14 protein-coding genes are annotated in these 16,846 nt (G+C 43.5%); 7 read left to right on the forward strand and 7 right to left on the reverse strand.

Annotated features, from left to right (window positions below):
- Window positions 1-231 precede the first annotated feature (231 nt).
- From MKY99_RS16915 to MKY99_RS16925, 3 genes are all read left to right on the forward strand, one after another.
- Entirely contained in the window at window positions 232-1,980 is a 1,749-nt protein-coding gene (locus tag MKY99_RS16915) for an ABC transporter transmembrane domain-containing protein (RefSeq protein ID WP_339265149.1), read from the forward strand.
- A gap of 47 nt (window positions 1,981-2,027) precedes the next feature.
- A complete protein-coding gene (locus MKY99_RS16920; protein ID WP_042188937.1) occupies window positions 2,028-4,115 on the forward strand; it encodes an ABC transporter ATP-binding protein in 2,088 nt (695 codons plus the stop codon).
- A 107-nt stretch (window positions 4,116-4,222) separates the two neighbouring features.
- Window positions 4,223-5,461 (forward strand): winged helix DNA-binding domain-containing protein, encoded by a 1,239-nt coding sequence (locus tag MKY99_RS16925; RefSeq protein WP_339265151.1) that lies wholly within the window; start codon window positions 4,223-4,225, stop codon window positions 5,459-5,461.
- On the opposite strand, the gene MKY99_RS16930 is transcribed toward MKY99_RS16925, so the two are convergent.
- The 3 genes from MKY99_RS16930 to MKY99_RS16940 all read right to left on the reverse strand — a co-directional run bounded on the left by MKY99_RS16930 (window position 5,453) and on the right by MKY99_RS16940 (window position 7,626).
- Window positions 5,453-5,917: a hypothetical protein gene (locus MKY99_RS16930; RefSeq protein ID WP_042188942.1), complete on the reverse strand. Its 465-nt coding sequence runs from the start codon at window positions 5,915-5,917 to the stop codon at window positions 5,453-5,455. The genes MKY99_RS16925 and MKY99_RS16930 overlap by 9 nt on opposite strands.
- A 241-nt stretch (window positions 5,918-6,158) precedes the next feature.
- Entirely contained in the window at window positions 6,159-6,506 is a 348-nt protein-coding gene (locus MKY99_RS16935) for a four-helix bundle copper-binding protein (RefSeq protein ID WP_042128424.1), read from the reverse strand.
- Between the two features lie 94 nt (window positions 6,507-6,600).
- The gene (locus tag MKY99_RS16940) at window positions 6,601-7,626 is read right to left on the reverse strand and encodes a GTP-binding protein (protein ID WP_339265154.1); all 1,026 of its coding nucleotides are present in this window, start codon (window positions 7,624-7,626) and stop codon (window positions 6,601-6,603) included.
- Between the two features lie 172 nt (window positions 7,627-7,798).
- Between MKY99_RS16940 and MKY99_RS16945 the strand changes: the two genes are divergently transcribed.
- Complete coding sequence (locus MKY99_RS16945) at window positions 7,799-8,311, forward strand: MogA/MoaB family molybdenum cofactor biosynthesis protein (RefSeq protein ID WP_081393012.1); 513 nt, start codon at window positions 7,799-7,801, stop codon at window positions 8,309-8,311.
- A gap of 99 nt (window positions 8,312-8,410) precedes the next feature.
- Window positions 8,411-8,623: a hypothetical protein gene (locus MKY99_RS16950; RefSeq protein WP_339265157.1), complete on the forward strand. Its 213-nt coding sequence runs from the start codon at window positions 8,411-8,413 to the stop codon at window positions 8,621-8,623.
- 417 nt (window positions 8,624-9,040) lie between these two features.
- Here MKY99_RS16950 and MKY99_RS16955 read toward each other — a convergent pair whose 3' ends face one another.
- The 3 genes from MKY99_RS16955 to MKY99_RS16965 form a co-directional block, all read right to left on the reverse strand.
- Entirely contained in the window at window positions 9,041-9,676 is a 636-nt protein-coding gene (locus MKY99_RS16955; protein ID WP_339265159.1) for a hypothetical protein, read from the reverse strand.
- A gap of 439 nt (window positions 9,677-10,115) precedes the next feature.
- Window positions 10,116-12,422, reverse strand: a complete 2,307-nt coding sequence (locus MKY99_RS16960; RefSeq protein WP_339265161.1) for a thiamine pyrophosphate-dependent enzyme — start codon at window positions 12,420-12,422, stop codon at window positions 10,116-10,118.
- 25 nt (window positions 12,423-12,447) lie between these two features.
- Window positions 12,448-13,458 (reverse strand): 2-oxoacid:acceptor oxidoreductase family protein, encoded by a 1,011-nt coding sequence (locus MKY99_RS16965; protein ID WP_339265163.1) that lies wholly within the window; start codon window positions 13,456-13,458, stop codon window positions 12,448-12,450.
- A gap of 322 nt (window positions 13,459-13,780) precedes the next feature.
- Here MKY99_RS16965 and MKY99_RS16970 point away from each other — a divergent pair, with 322 nt between their 5' ends.
- Entirely contained in the window at window positions 13,781-15,124 is a 1,344-nt protein-coding gene (locus tag MKY99_RS16970) for an amino acid permease (protein WP_076283478.1), read from the forward strand.
- A gap of 317 nt (window positions 15,125-15,441) precedes the next feature.
- Complete coding sequence (locus MKY99_RS16975; RefSeq protein ID WP_331281383.1) at window positions 15,442-15,897, forward strand: hypothetical protein; 456 nt, start codon at window positions 15,442-15,444, stop codon at window positions 15,895-15,897.
- Between the two features lie 226 nt (window positions 15,898-16,123).
- Here MKY99_RS16975 and MKY99_RS16980 read toward each other — a convergent pair whose 3' ends face one another.
- The gene (locus tag MKY99_RS16980) at window positions 16,124-16,813 is read right to left on the reverse strand and encodes a DUF6273 domain-containing protein (protein WP_339241721.1); all 690 of its coding nucleotides are present in this window, start codon (window positions 16,811-16,813) and stop codon (window positions 16,124-16,126) included.
- Window positions 16,814-16,846: the final 33 nt, after the last annotated feature.

Genomic DNA, 16,846 nt, shown 5'->3' on the forward strand with positions numbered 1-16,846 from the left:
TCGTATAACTTTAGTTCTTAAAGGTCTCTCACATGCCTGGTGCTGTATAGCACCGTGCGCATGATAGCTGTAAATTACAGGCATATCGTCCGTTTTCGGATGATATGCCTTTTTTGTCGGTTGTCATCTTTGAAGGACGACAACGTCGTTTTTTCGTTGCTGTTGAGATAACCACTTGCGCTTTTTTCCAACATCACAGCTAGTACTTTAACTCGAAAGGAAGGGATTTACTTGTTCTCCGTTCTCCGTAATCTCGGCTGGTTCTTTCGCCGAGAAAAAAGGCGTTACCTGATTGGCCTTATCTTACTTATTGGTGTAGGTGTTCTTGAATTATTCCCCCCACGTCTGCTAGGCAATGCCATTGACGACATAGTACGCGGTTCTATTACTACAGCATCGTTAGCCAAGTACATCGGTATGATCCTCATTTTACTGCTAGTCATTTATTGGATTACCTACATATGGATGCACAAATTATTCGGAGGCTCAAACCTCGTAGAGCGCCTGCTGCGCTCGAGATTTATGAATCATTTGATGACCATGACCCCGTCGTTTTTCGAACGCAATAGAACCGGCGACCTGATGGCTCGGGCAACCAATGATATCAGAGCTGTCTCAGCTACCGTTGGATTCGGGATGCTCACCCTGGTGGATTCTACAATTTACCTCACTGTCGTACTATTCGCAATGGGTTTTCTTGTCAGCTGGAAGCTGACACTTGCAGCAGTCTTACCATTACCACTAATTGCAATAGCTATGATTTTTTATGGTAAAGCGATTCATGATCGTTACAGCTTAGCACAAGATGCGTTCGGAGATATGAATGATCAGGTTCTCGAGTCTGTCTCAGGTGTGCGAGTTATCCGTGCTTATGTACAAGAAAGACTTGATGAGAAACGATTCTCGGATATTACAGAAGATGTATACAACAAGAACATGGCCGTCGCCCGTGTCGATGCCTTCTTCGAACCGACGATTCGGTTCTGCGTAGGGCTCAGCTACATTATCGGTCTTACCTATGGGATATATCTTGTGTTCCGTAATCAGATCACCCTAGGGGATCTTGTCTCCTTTAACATGTACCTCGGAATGATCGTTTGGCCGATGTTCGCTATTGGAGAGCTTATTAACATCATGCAACGTGGTGGTGCTTCTCTCGAACGTATTGATGAGACGCTAAACTCCAAAGCGGATGTTCAAAGTGCGGCCAATCCGGTTCAAGTTGCTAATCCTACCCGAATTGAACTTAACGATGTGACCTTCCGTTATCCCTCATCGACGATTGACAATCTAAGCAATGTCAGTCTGACCTTAAACCAAGGGCAAACACTAGGTGTAGTCGGTCGTACGGGAAGCGGTAAATCAACGCTCCTCAAACAGCTGCTTCGTGAATATCCGACAGGTAATGGTGAAATTCTCATCTCTGGAGTTCCGATTCAACAAATTTCATTGGATCAGCTACACAGCTGGATGGGTTATGTTCCTCAAGAACAGATCCTGTTCTCCAAATCAGTACGTCAGAATATTCAATTTGGTCTAGACAACGCGGATGACGATACGATCATGAAAGCTATCACAGCTGCCGCCTTCCAAAATGACTTAGGAACATTATCCGATGGTTTAGATACGTTGGTTGGTGAACGTGGAGTATCCTTATCCGGTGGACAAAAACAACGTGTATCCTTATCCAGAGCCTTTATCGCAAATCCAGATGTACTGATTCTGGACGATGCCTTATCCGCTGTTGACGCTCGTACTGAAGCTCAGATCATTGAGAATATTCGCCAAGAGCGTGCGGGAAAGACTACATTGATCTCTACGCACCGCCTCTCTGCTGTTCAACATGCCGACATGATCGTCGTACTTGATAACGGACATATCGTGGAACGTGGTACGCATCAAGAACTGCTGGATCTGAATGGCTGGTACCGCGAGCAGTATGACCGGCAGCAAGTAGAGAATAATTTATCGAATGATTAAAAGACATACTAGCTATGACTAAGCAAAACTTTTAGGAGGTGTCACCGTTGACAAAGAGTACAGGCAAACGCCTGCTTGAATACGCATTGACCGCAAAAAAAACCTTTATCGCAGCCCTTCTACTCCTCTCCATCGGGGTAGCGGCTGAACTGGCAGGTCCATTTATTGCCAAAAGCATGATTGACAATCATATGTTGGCCATCGAAAAGCCTTATTTTAGTACTGCATCACCAGATGAGGCAGTTCAGTATAACAACGCTTATTACAAACGCGGAGACCGTTTTGAACCCGGGGAAGCTAAGGGTCAAGAAATTCGCATTCTTCAATCGGGACGAAGTTTCTACTTTATCAATGAAGCCGTAACACAATCCGATGGTGAGAGAAAGTTCAGTAATGGTGAAATGCATATCACGCGCGGCCAGGACGAAGTCATCTATCCTGCTGTTAAACTTTCAGCGGATGAACTGTTTGATTTTTACAAACCTGAGCTCCCTGGTATTTATCAGCTGGTCGGTTTGTACGCTATCTTCCTGGTCATCTCGATCTTTGCCGAATTCGGTAAAACCTATTGGCTGCAATCTTCGGCGAATCAGGTAATCCGAAAACTACGAACAGATGTGTATGCGCATATCCAGCGACTTCCGGTTTACTTTTTTGACAACTTGCCAGCAGGTAAGGTAGTTTCACGTGTAACTAATGATACCGAGGCGATTAAGGATCTATTTATTGCCGTTCTCTCTAATTTCAGTACTGGTATTATTAATATTACTGGTGTATACATCGCCTTGTTCTTGCTCGATGTTCGGCTAGGTCTGATCAGCTTGTTCATCATCCCGATTCTTATTCTTTGGATCGTGCTCTACCGCAAAATCGCTACAAAATACAATACGATCATCCGCTCACGTCTGAGTGAGATCAACGCTATCATTAATGAATCGATTCAAGGAATGTCCATTGTTCGTATATTCCGCCGTCAGAAGCAGCTTGGTGAAGAATTTGAGCATCTGAACGATGACTACTTGAAATATCAGAATAAAATGCTGAATCTGAATGCCTTCACCTCCCACAACCTGGTGAACTCTCTACGCAGTCTCTCTTTTGTGATGGTGCTTTGGTATTTCGGACATGGCAGTATTACGGGTTCTACATTTGTATCTTTAGGTGTTCTATACGCCTTCGTCGATGTGCTTGGACGTTTGTTCCAACCGATTACAGGTATGGTGAATCAGCTTGCAAATCTCGACACTTCTATGGTGTCTGCGGGTCGTGTGTTTACTCTTATGGATGAGCCTGGGGAGAATGTTACCGATGGTTCCATGCCGCGCTATAAAGGAAAAGTGGAGTTTAAGAACGTATCTTTTGCTTATAAAAAAGACTTCGTCCTTCGCGATATTTCCTTTGAAGCACGTCCAGGCGAAACTGTTGCTCTAGTAGGTCACACCGGTTCCGGAAAAAGCTCGATCATCAACTTATTATTCCGGTTCTATGATCCACAGAAAGGTGAAATCACGATTGATGGCCAGAAGGTTACAGATATTCCGAAGCAATGGCTACGCAATCACATGGGGATTGTTCTTCAAGACCCTTACCTCTTCACTGGTACTATTGCTTCCAATGTCAGCCTGGGGGATGAACGAATCTCACGCGAACGGGTTGAACGGGCTTTACGGGAAGTCGGAGCAGATAAATTGCTGGCCCACCTTCCTCAAGGTTTTGATGAACCGGTTATTGAAAAAGGGAGCACCCTTTCTGCAGGTCAGCGGCAATTGATTTCGTTTGCCAGAGCGCTCTCCTTCGACCCAGCTATTCTGATTCTTGATGAAGCTACCTCCAATATCGACACGGAGACAGAAAGCGTCATTCAAGATGCATTAGAAGTCCTCAAAAAAGGACGCACCACATTCATCATCGCACACCGTCTTTCCACGATACGCAGTGCAGATCAGATTCTTGTTCTACATCATGGTGAGATTGTAGAGCGCGGTAGCCACGATGAGCTGATGGCACTCGGAGGTAGATACTTCCGGATGTACCAGCTACAAGTAGGTGCTGGTTCTAACAGCATAGACAATAACAATGGTGCACCCTCCCGACCTTCGTTAGGCAGCTTGCAACCATCGTTAGAGAAGATGTAATCGATCCCCTGAGTCACATCCTGTGATTCAGGGTTTTTCTATACTTGATATTAGAACGTTTGTTCTGTAAAATGAAAAATAATACATATAGATGAAGGAGGCTTTTGATGCGTACATACACTATAACTAAGAAGCAAGCTCGACTTTTTCTCCTGGCTCACCAAAAGTTAACTAGGGGCGCTCTTCCTGCCGGTAAACTTAGTGTTTATGATTACGTTCGTCACGTAGGCTGTATCCAATATGATCCACTTAACATCGCAGGCCATAACCATGAGCTTGTCCTCCAAGCACGAGTTCCCGGTTTCACACCTGAGCAAGCCCAAGAGCTACTGTATCAAGACCGACTTCTAATAGATGGCTGGGACAAGAACATGTCCATTTATTGTACAGAGGACTGGCCTTATTTCAAACGCAGAAGAGAGGCATCAGCCACACGTCATCGGGCCAATGAGCCAGTAATGGCTACAGTAGAACAGGTTCGTGAAGAGCTATTAAAGCGCGGCCCCCTCTCCTCTCTGGATCTAGATGGTAAGGATAAGGTGGATTGGGCATGGGCTCCGGCTAGATTAACCCGGGCCGCTTTGGAAAGTATGTACTTTTGGGGGGAAGTAGTCGTTCATCATCGTGTTCATACCCGTCGGTATTATGATTTCACTGAACGCCTGCTTCCTCATAATCTTTTAAACATTGAAGACCCTAACCCCACTGATGAACAATTTAATGATTGGTATGTGCTGCGTAGAATAGGTAGCATCGGACTGTTATGGAATAAATCTGGCGACGGATGGCTTGGAATTTCTGGTCTAAAGAGCAAGGAACGTAGTGAAGCGATTCAAAGATTGTTAATGGCGGACAATCTCAGAGAAGTTCTAGTGGAGGGTATTAAGCTTCCACTCTACATCCGTAGCATGGACGCTCTAACTTTAGAAGCTGTAATACAGCAGGAGTCTGAAGATGCTGAGAGTCATTCAAGTCATTCGTTTGCGGCTGTCTTAGCTCCACTCGATAACTTGATATGGGATCGAGAGCTGATCCGACAATTATTTGGATTTCATTACCGCTGGGAAGTCTATAAACCAGCCTTGGAACGGGAGTATGGTTATTATGTACTGCCTTTATTATATAATGATCGTTTTATTGCGAGATTTGAACCGGTGATGGATAAGAAGAGCCAAACATTGAACATTATGAATTGGTGGTGGGAACCGGGTGAACACCTAACGCCAGAGATGCTTCCGGCATTAGGCGAAGCTCTATCTGCACTGTCACGCTGCGTTAGAGCTTCTAAGATTCATTTTAGACCCGAGGTTGTTGAGGAGTGTGGATTAGAAGGGTTATTAGTGTAAAGTCTCCTCTTCTAACCCCAGTTTCGTGAACATTTCTGTACAATAGCCTTGTAATTTGATCTCTAGCCTTCTTGCTTTATTTTTGAATCGTTTTAACTCCTCAATCATTTTCGCCCTTCCAGCGGGGGTGAACGTTTCTTGTATCCGTTCCTTGAAATAATCGTGAACGATATGGTTACGCTGCTTCCACACTTCTTCTAGCTGAGCGGTTTCTTGCTCTGAGAAAGGAAAGTGATGCTGGATTTCTTTGATGAGTTGACCGAGTGAATTGCTGAGTTTTCGCTGATACAAATCAGTCAGATCTGCTTCAGTGGGCGTCTTCCCTTGTGATAATTTGGTGAGCAATAACAAATTGGTCAACTGCTGTTCTAGAGCTTGACCATAATAAACTGCTAGTCCAAAATACGCAAATAACTCCTTGGATTGTTCACTCTCTGGTACTTGTGTATGCTTCATCTTTCCCCTCCACTTCTGTTCGGCCTGCCAGAGCTATAATAAACTGATATCATCCAGGTGATTCGGAGAAGTTTATGTTCGCTTCATATCTACTGTTAATTCTCCAGTTCCCTACATATTTCCTCTTCTAGAAACGAAATTTAATCTAGCCTTGTGCTAAAAAGAAAAACAGACCATGCTGTACATCCACAGCAATGGTCTGGTCATTTGCTTATTATATAGTTAGGTTGGGTATACAACCTTACGCGTATACTTCAACCGCATCGCTAATCAAACGGCATGCCTCAGCACATCTACGGCAGGCATCAATACATTCCTGACAATGTGTATGTATATGCTTGCTGCTTTCATCTGCACAGGCTTCACAAATTTCGGCACACAGACGGAGAATTCCGGCTACAAACGGACTTTGGCGAGTCATCGCTTGTACGGCATATGAACAAATATCCGCACATTCACGATCTAGCCGCATGCTTTCACGCAGAGAAGCAAGATCATATTCTTTTAGGCTTGAGACATAGCTATAATTACAGGCATTCATACTTTCTAAACAAGCGTCAATGCACTCCTGATATTGAATTCGGGTCATAGCCTTAAACCTCCTGTATTTTTATAGGGTATGCGATACTATTAACCTACAAGATTAGGAATGAACCATTACAACTTCTGACAAGGAGATCTGATTATAGACTTCTCTTAACTGTACTAGGACGAACGAAGGTACGTCCCTCCATCTCCAGTAACCTAGTGCGCAGTTCATTTGATGAGAAATGTTCACCGATAAATACGGCAACGTCAGGCACTTCGCCCTGTGGTGTGATTTTCATAAAATCAGCTTCACGATAGGCATATTGGAAAAGAAACCGGCTGGAGGTGTCATTAAAGGTCACAATACCTTTAGCTCTATAAACATCACGCGGCAATTCCTTAACGAACTGTTCGAATTCTTCACTGTTTACTGAACGTTTAAAATAATGTGTGTACGCCATCACATGATCGTGGCTAGTATGTGTGCCACCAGTAGTGTGTTCATCTTCATCATGCATGAAGCTTTCGCTCGCGTCCTCAACTTCTTCCAGCTGTTTATCCGTAAGAACTCCACCTGCATCACGCAGCAGTTCCTCCGGTTTCACCTCACAACGCACAGTTGGCAGAATGGGTGCATAAGCGTTCCATTTCCGCAGTACAGCGTTAACCTCCTCCGCCTCTTCAGCGGTTACACGGTCAATTTTATTCAATAGCAAGACAGAAGCGCAGCGAATCTGCTCCTGCATCAAACGATAAGTTGCCCCCTGTTGTGCGCGATACAGTTCAAGAAGATGCGCGGCGTCAACGACGGTGATCAAGCTTTTTAGTTCTACTTTTTGATACAACGAAATCTCGGTTACGCCATCCACAATTTCCAGCGGATTGGCAGCGCCTGTTGCCTCGATCACTACGACATCCGGAGTCTCTTTCTTGATCAGTGTTGCGAGTTCTGTACTAAGATCACTTCGGATAGAACAGCATATGCATCCACCAAGTAGTTCTGCCATAGGGACAGTTTGCTCAACTAGCAATCCATCTAAATTCACTTCACCCAGTTCATTCATCACGACTGCAGGGCGTAAACCCTGATTTTTCCAATGATCTAGTAGGCGCTGCAGCAGTGTTGTTTTGCCGCTCCCCAGAAATCCTGACAATATATACACAGGTACGACCTGTTCCATGTTTCATCGCTCCCCAGCAAATTACAGTTATGTGTAGCGAGTGTACTACATGCGCGCGAAGCACGCAAGCGGCACCCCAAATTCCTGCTGAATTCTGTGAGTACAAGTAAGCTTGTCTTTACTTCTGCCATACCCTATCATGATAACATCTCTAATCTAGGAGTTGAGCCATTTGTCATCTGTTGAAGAACATCGGAAAGAAGCGCCTCAAACCGTTTCCTGCTATATCATTACTGTCTCGGACACCAGAACTATTGAAACAGATACCGGAGGAGCTTTGATTAAATCTATGCTCGAAGAAGCCGGGTATGAAGTGATAGGCAGCACCATTACGAAAGATAATTATCAGGATATTCGTGAGCTATTGTATAAATGTGTTGACCACGCCGGAATAGAAGCTGTACTCCTGACAGGTGGAACAGGGATTTCTCCACGGGATACGACGTATGAAGCTGTTGCCTCTTTGCTAGATAAAACATTACCTGGCTTCGGTGAAATTTTTCGGATGCTAAGCTTTACAGAGGACATCGGTTCGGCAGCTATTCTTAGTCGAGCCATTGCCGGCACCATGGGAAAGACCGCTATCTTTTCTATGCCTGGCTCTACTGGAGCCGTAAAACTGGCTATGGAACGGTTAATTATCCCGGAATTACGGCATGTAATGCGTGAAATTTACAAGCGTTAAGCAAATACCCATTTTTAAATACAATAGACAAACAACCAAGCAGGCTTTTGTTCTGTGCGTATAATACGGTAAGTCCACACACAAAAGGAGCTGAAGGAAATGTCTGAATGTCCAAAATGCCCAGCCCAAACGGTTACTGACCCACCTAAGGTGGTTTATCAAGATCACTTCCACCCACAAGTAGTAAATGTGATTCATCCAATTGAAATCGTAAGACGTCACCACTGTGTACCCGTACCTCGCCATTGCTACACCTATTCTGTTAAAGATGTATTCGTGGATAACACCATGATGCCTAGAGGCGGAAGATAACTCTACTTCACAACACTATTAAAAGTCCCCTATATGTGAGAGACAGACTCGTGCTAAATGCATTGGGTCTTCTCTCGCTTTTTTCTGCAGAAAACATTTGACTGCTTGTGTATTATTCTATTTTCATAGATTCGCTGCTCTGTTTATTTAGGTTATATTCCCAGAGGCTGTCGAACCCAGTTGACATTATTCGCTAGTTTTCAGCCTTTTTAGAAGAGTTTCGGACTTTAGTGTCCCTACTCCTTCGAAAAGGGCTCTTTTTTGTTGTTTTTCATGCTAATAGCTGTACTGGGGTCCGTTAATATTTGAAATGTGTGAAAAAGCTGCGTTTAAGGCCAACTGTGTCCGATAGCCACTTTTTACGCACAAGTAATCCCTAAATAGACGTAGTTTGGTGATCAACTCTTTTTTATATGATCAAGGGATCTGTGGATTAAATGTTTTCAACCGATCAAACTCATATATCTTCCGCAGATAGTAGGGTTCCTTCTCATTCTCTCTTTCAAACACACCCATGTATCCAACCTCATTAAAAAAAACGTATTCCAATGTAACCCGCTGATCTGGGCGGTTAGATTGCCAATAATAATGTAATTCTAACGGAGCCTCATACCGTAACCAATCTAAATCCTTAATTGCTACATTTCTATGCTGGAGAACCCATATACTGAAGGCTACATGAGGTTCCTCTACAGGTATTTCTGACTTTGGATTCTTTTCTTTCAAATGACTCGCAGCCGCCTTAAGAACTTCATTAATATCTGACTCGATGGAAAATTGTGAAACGGACTTAATCTGATTAAATTGCTCAGTATATTTATTAGCCTTCGTTAGCTCATGGATTTCACTTAAACTAATCTTAGGACCATAGAAAATAACACATACACTAATCAACCCAAAAATAAGTGCTTTAGAAAAAAGAAACTGCTTCTTTTTTTTCATAACAATCAATCCAATGATAAAACCTACAGGAATCAGTAACCCAAAGAAATTGACGTAGAACTCACAAAGTAAAAAAGCCCCAATAATTAACGCCCAATCCTTTAATCTCAATGTTTTTCGCTGATCCCAATAGGAAACTAGTAAAGAAACAATAAAACAAATTCAAAAGATCCAGCTCATTAAAATCAGTCCTCCTCCCTCCTACATTCTCCATATAATACCACATCCAAGGTGGCACCAAGAGGACTCCCAGCATGTCTTACGAACCAAAATTGTTACTCAGTCCTTAAAAAAGAATCCGGATAATTGGCTACAAATTGAATCATGACATCAGAGATCTCCCATCTAAAAAAGGACGCTTTGTGAATTCTGTTCATAAGCATTCCGATCTTCCGAACCCTTGACCCCCCCTGAATCTCCTGTACAGCATCCACATACGAAGTATTAGCGATAATTTTGACGTATTTAATGTCAATGACAAATCTGTTCTATAAAGTTAATTAAAAAATAACCCGACAGACTAAACTGCCGGGTTATGAATCATTATATTTTACAAATCAGGATGCTCATGTTTCGCTTTCAGACGATTCCAGCGACGCTCCACTTCTGCCTCGAAGCTGCGTAAAGCCGGCTCATTCTCAGGCTTCAGTAAATGACGGGTTTTGCCCATTGTCTTCAACCAAGCGGAGAGCTCAACGCGTTTGCCCTTATCCTCTGGATTGTACGTAATATTCGTAGAACCGTGCTCCACTTCATATAGAGGGAAGAAGCAAGATTCAACAGCCAGCGAAACGATGTTGGTACCCTCTTTATCCTCAGACATCCAGTTCAGTGGGCATGCGATCAGGATTTTACCGTACACAAGTCCTTCGTTCTGAGCATACCATTGTGCTTTTGCCGCTTTCTTCACAAGATCCTGCGGGTAAGCTTCGGAACCTGTGAAGACATATGGAATGTTAGTAGCTGCCATGATTTGCGCAGTATCCTTATGCTGTGTAACTTTACCTTGCTGATTCTTACCAATGCTTGATGTAGATGTACGGTGACCCAGTGGTGTGGAATAGGACTGCTGTGCACCTGTGTTCATGTAACCTTCGTTATCGTACTCTACGATAATCATTTTGTGACCGCGTAGTGCAGCTCCAATTGCAGGCCCCATTCCGATGTCCATACCGCCATCACCAGTTACCATTACAAATGTGAAGTCGTCTTGAAGCCCAAGTCCGTCCAATTCACCACGGCGTTTGCGTTCCCAGAACATTTCTACGACACCGGATAAGGTAGCTGCACCATTTTGGAACAGGTTATGAATAAACGTAGATTTATGAGAAGAATATGGATAGCCCGTAGTTGTTACCATCGCACAGCCCGTGTGATAAAGCGCTACGATATCCCCTTCGATGCCTTTGAAGAACGTCTCCAGTCCTGAGAAAATTCCACAGCCTGGACAAGCGCCATGACCTGGTGCAAGCCGTTTAGGTTTCTTCGTCAAGCTGCGCAGTGGGGGTATCCGCACACTTAGTTTCCCTGTTGCTTCATCCTGTTTAACCGTAATTAATCCTGTCTTCAGCGAATCAAAGTCCATCGGCTTCAATAGACGCTGTGGCGCTTTGTCCGGAGCACCTGGATTGTGACCATAGTAGTCAAATGGAACTTCAACACGGTCTGCAGCAACGGCATCCAATGCTAATTGGAAGAATGCATGACCATCTTCTGCGTAGAAGTCCTTACCGCCCAACCCGTAAATACGGCTAATTACCTTTGTAGTAGTGTTACCATAGGTGAACAAGGCTGCCTTGATCTCATTTACCATATTACCGCCGTGACCACCAACCGAATCCGCACGGTCGCCCACGGTGATTGCCTTAACATTTTTCAGCGCTTCAGCCATTTGCTTCTGTGGGAAAGGACGAATCATATTCGGCGAAATTGCACCTGCTTTGATCCCTTGCAAACGAAGCTGATCCACAACATCTTTAATAATCTCTGAGGCAGAGTTCATCAAGAATACGGCTACTTCCGCATCTTCCATCCGGTACTCTTCGATCATTGGATAGTGGCGTCCAGTCAATTCAGCGAATTCCTTAGCAATTTCTTCGAAGACTTCACCCGCATTATACATCGCTACCGACTGCTGATAACGGTTGTTGATATAATCAGGTTCGTTCATGTAAGGACCTACGGTAACTGGATTATTGCGGTCTAGTGTATCTGTGAAGCCTACCGGTGGTTGTGGGCCAACGAATTTATGAACATCCTCACGGTGAGTAAATGCCTGTACGCGACGTTTCTGGTGAGAAGTAAAATACCCATCTGATGCTACCATTACTGGAAGACGCACTTTGGCGTGCTCAGCAAGCTTAAGTGCCATCAGATTCATATCATAAACGGATTGTGGATCACGGCACATCAGAATCGGCCAGCCCGTATTTAGCGCAAAATACAAATCAGAATGGTCACCATGAATATTAAGCGGACCGGAAATCGAGCGGCAGATCAAATTCATTACCATAGGCATCCGTGTACCAGCTTGTACCGGCAATTGCTCTAGCATGAACATATAACCTTGAGCACTGGTAGCATTAAATACACGTCCACCAGCCGTCGAAGCTCCATAACAGATTCCTGCAGAACTGTGTTCGCCATCTGATGGAATAAGCATAATATCATGCTGACCGTTCGCTTTCATGGTATCAAGAAATTGAGCGACTTCTGTCGATGGGGAGATCGGAAAATAACCCATGACATGATAATTTATTTGATGGGCAGCATAAGCCGCCATTTCATTACCGGATTCATATAGGAATTTCTGCTCTACCTTCGTAGAGCCTACTTCTTTTTCATAATCAATAGCCACATGTGTTCCACCTTTCCTCCGTTAATTAAGCCTCAGTAACAAGATCAAAAATATGCCGGACTGTATGGCTCTCAGCGTAGCCATCTTCCTCGCGTTCGCCAGACAAAGCCGTTGTAGGACAAGCTTCTACGCATTTTAAACAGCCTTTGCAGTATTGATAATTAATACCTTGCAGGAACATTTGCGGACGTCCCTTCTTATCAGGCTGCTCATCCCAAACAAAACATAAATCAGGACAAACCGTATCGCACTGCGCACAATGAATACAATCCTCTAATTTAAAATGAGGCAATAAACCGGATCTTGAAATGCTTAGATTCTTTAAAAAGCTGCTGCCAGGATTCGTAATGGTACCACCAATAGGCTGAGTTTCATAACCTAAGGCCGAAATATCGGACCGAACGAACTCAGGCATAATCGCACCTTCTGGTAATGGGAAATGCATGAAGGTAACTTCATTAAATCCACGTTCGAAAGTAGTTAGTGCGGACTGAACAGCCTGCGGATATTTTTTGCCAAGTGATTTCTCGATAACACCCTTCATAATTTCAGGATCCAAGAAATCACACATCCGGAACAACGCACCTAACATTGCCATGTTTACGCGGTTCTTCTCATCTAATGCGATCGATGTAGCATCAACGACAGCTATAGTTCCTGCCATCATGTTCAGGGAGGACTTCAATTCCTCTGGCGACTTAGCCGAGTTCACTAGCACCGTGCTATGATCATAAATTCCGCTAGTCACGTTGACGGTCTTTGCCAACGCTTCATGGAATATGCCTACGACGTGAGGTCGTTCTACCGGTGAAGTGTCACGAATATGTGTGTTCAAATCACAAAAACGGATATGTGCCTTTACCGCTGATCCCTTTTTCTCAGAACCATAGGATGAAAAGCTCACTCCATTCATTCCAGCACCGACAACGCCTGCTTCTGCAAGCATTTTACCAGCTAAGTTCGCGCCTAGCCCTCCAATTGATTCCAGACGAATCTCAAAAAATCCGAGTTCGTTCACTTTTGGTAACTGTACCACCGACATAGCCCCTTTCAGAATGTCATCAGTATAATATCCTTTTGACTTTTTCAACGATTGTATCTTGATTTTGCAAGTCGCGAAGTGACAAATCTTGCATTTTCCATGTGTTACCTAAGCTTATTTAGCTACTTTTATTTAGCAATAAAATTAAAAATTAAGATGTTAAATTCATCACATTCTTCATGATAAATATCACACTCCAGTGAAAAGTCATGTCTCTTCATAAAAATGTGTGTTATTTTTACTTTTCAACTAGTCCGTTTCAGGATAAACTGATGCTTGGTGTAATTTTTCGAAGACAGCTTAGGAGGCATTAATTGTGAAGTCAAACGAAGCATCATTACAGAAGAAATTGCTTCCTCGGCATATCAGCTTTATGGCGATGGGCGGAGTAATCGGTACGGGGATTTTTAAAGGAAGTTCTGAGACCATAAGCATTGCCGGACCTGCGGTAATTCTTACTTATGTATTAGCAGGCCTGCTACTCTTAGTGGTCATGGGGGCAATAGCCGAAATGGCTACGGTGTACCCGAATAGGAATATGAAGGACTTCATCCGTGAGGCTTTTGGAGAACGACTCTCCTTTATCGTGGGCTGGTTATATTGCTTCATGTGGTTGACCGTTTGTGTGATTGAAGTGCTGGCAGCGGGCAGCTTCTTGCAATACTGGTTACCGGATGTTCCTTTATGGCTGCTCAGTCTTGCAAGTGGAGCTCTAATTATCGGAATCAACATGATGAGTGTAGGTGGTTATGGAGAAACGGAGTTTTGGTTAGCCGGGATCAAAATCGCAATGATCATCATCTTCATTATCTTAGGAAGCTCATTAATTTTTGGACTGTTGCCTATGTCTGAGGCTACGCCTTACTTACACAACTTTACAGACTATGGTGGATTTCTCCCGAGAGGCTGGGCCCCCATTTTCTCTGCCCTTCTTGTCGTCATGTTCTCCTACGGTGGGTCAGAGTTGATTGGGCTAACCTTGACGGAGACACAGGATGCAGAGAAGGTCTTACCAAAGGTTGTCAAAAGCTTCATACTGCGCGTTATTCTGTTCTATACCTTGCCGATCCTAATCATCTGTGGATTAATACCCTGGAATCAACTGAATGAGCATACAAGCCCGTTTGTTCAGGTATTAGCCGCAACAGGACTTAAGGGTGCCGATCACATCATGAACTTTATTCTGATAACAGCGGTGCTTTCTGCTGCCAATTCTGGTATTTATGGCGCCACTCGGATGCTGCACTCTATGGCGTCACAGGGCGAAGCACCACGTAGCTTGGCAAAAACCTCTGCAAAAGGTGTACCCATCAACAGTCTGAAGCTCTGTGCCGTTGTTCTTGTTATTGGTTCCTTATTAGCGTACTTCGCCCAGGATGGATTGTTCCGTTTGCTAATGGCGGTTCCAGGCTTTGTGGTTATTCTCGTATGGATCAGCATTTGTATGTCACAACTTAAACTGAGAAAATCCTATCCGAAAGAACCAACCTTTAAGGTATGGGGATTCCCTTATATAACCGTTGTTACACTGGTTTGTTTAACTGTTATCGCGGTTTCTTTTCTCTTCGATGTTCAGAACCGTATCAGCATAGGAACATGCCTAGCAGTTCTGTTGATGCTTACGATTTGGTCGTTCGTAAAATTCAAGAAAAAGAATTAAAGGTTCTAGCTCGGACCGATTTATCAAAAAGAGGTGTATCCCTTGTTCTTCGCATTCGTGAAGTGAGGGATACGCCTCTTTTAATTGTTTCCGTTCAAAACGTGTTCGCAGCCACCACCATGAGCGGCCAACTTCTTCGCCGTCTTTGGTTATGAATCCATCGGACTTTTTCGTTTTGACAAAAAACAAAAAAACGCAGGAACATCACTCTCCCGCGCTTTTTTTTGTATATTCGTTTATCTAACACTAATCATGACTCCTTTACATACAATGTCTCGTGACAAATGACTATTGTAATTAATAATGGAGGGAACAGAATGTCTATGTATAATAATTCTACTATGATTTATCCCAATAGGATGAGGAATACAACTGTTGACGATAGAGAAATGGTGATGCCTCATCCTGTCGTAGTGGAGGCAAGACAAATTGCTTTAAATCAAATTTTAGTTACTTACGATCAACCTGCGGATTTAGCATCTGCAACAAATATTTCGAATTATTGGATAAGAAGTAATATGCCAAATCCAAATGACATAGCTAGTGTGGGAATGGGAGAGGCCCTTACTAGAGAGAATACAATTCGTGCTGATAAGGGTATGATAGCTGCAATTGATAATTCAAAAATGAGATTTGTTATGACCTTCAATACAAATGCTACTATGGGTGTTCTGTATATCTTGCTTCCTTGTTTTGTTAATTTAGAGGGGAGATCAGGATACACAGGGGCAAACTGGGGGCCGTTTAGTAGAAATATGTTTATCGGACTGTAGTTATAATAATGGGATGTGTAATTTTGCAGGCACCAAGAAGTCGATCTTTTGAAATCGAGAATCTCTTTTTAAATTGCAAGCTTTAGATGTTTAAATAATTGAGATACAAGATCTTCCAGTGTGTATTAATAATACTTAATAAAAAGAGGTGTATCCCTTGTTCTTCACACTAGCGAAGAGAGGGACACGCCTCTTTTTAATTATTGCCACTCAAAACCGATTGTCTTTATCGTGGAAGATTAATTACCATAGCGGGACGGACGCCGTCACGGGCTACACTGACATTCGCATAGCTGCGAATACTGTAACTCGGTCCGACAAAAAACGCACGTGAAGGTTTGTTTCCCTGTGTTCGCAGCCACCACCAAGAGCAGCCAACTTCTTCGCCGTCTTTGATTATATAGTTATCTTTATCCGTTTTATCATATACGTATAAGCTGCATCCATCATACTTTTTCATTTTAGCAAATTCCGTGCCAACCGCACGCCGTAGTTCTTTGCCGTGTACCTCTGAGAATGCCTTTATTTCATCAACGCTAAGCAAAAAAACATTGTCCTCTGTATCTGGGGTACCCTCTCCGTTATCTGAGCAACGGGTCGTCTTTATTAATTCCTTCTCGGCAGCATTGAATGCACTGTTATAGAATTCATCGTTCAGCCACTCACGCAAATCACAGTCGTGCCACGTAATATCCACGCAATCACGCCATTTAATATCTGCGCTCTTGCCGTGATACCTCTTGCATTCCAAAATGTCCTCGCTCAAAACGAACAGTTCGCTACCTGAGTTATGGAGAACACGCCATTCAATCGGCAGCGCTTTACCATCCTTCGATTGTGAATACGTGCCGAAAGTAATGATTTCACCTGGCTTAACGTTCCTGTTCGGCGCTAAAGCAAGCTTCCCCTTTTCCATTATGTTCTCCTCCTTATTTACAAGCCTCCGAAA

This window comes from Paenibacillus sp. FSL R5-0470 (assembly GCF_037975205.1).
In the GTDB taxonomy this organism is placed as follows: Bacteria; Bacillota; Bacilli; order Paenibacillales; family Paenibacillaceae; genus Paenibacillus_AQ.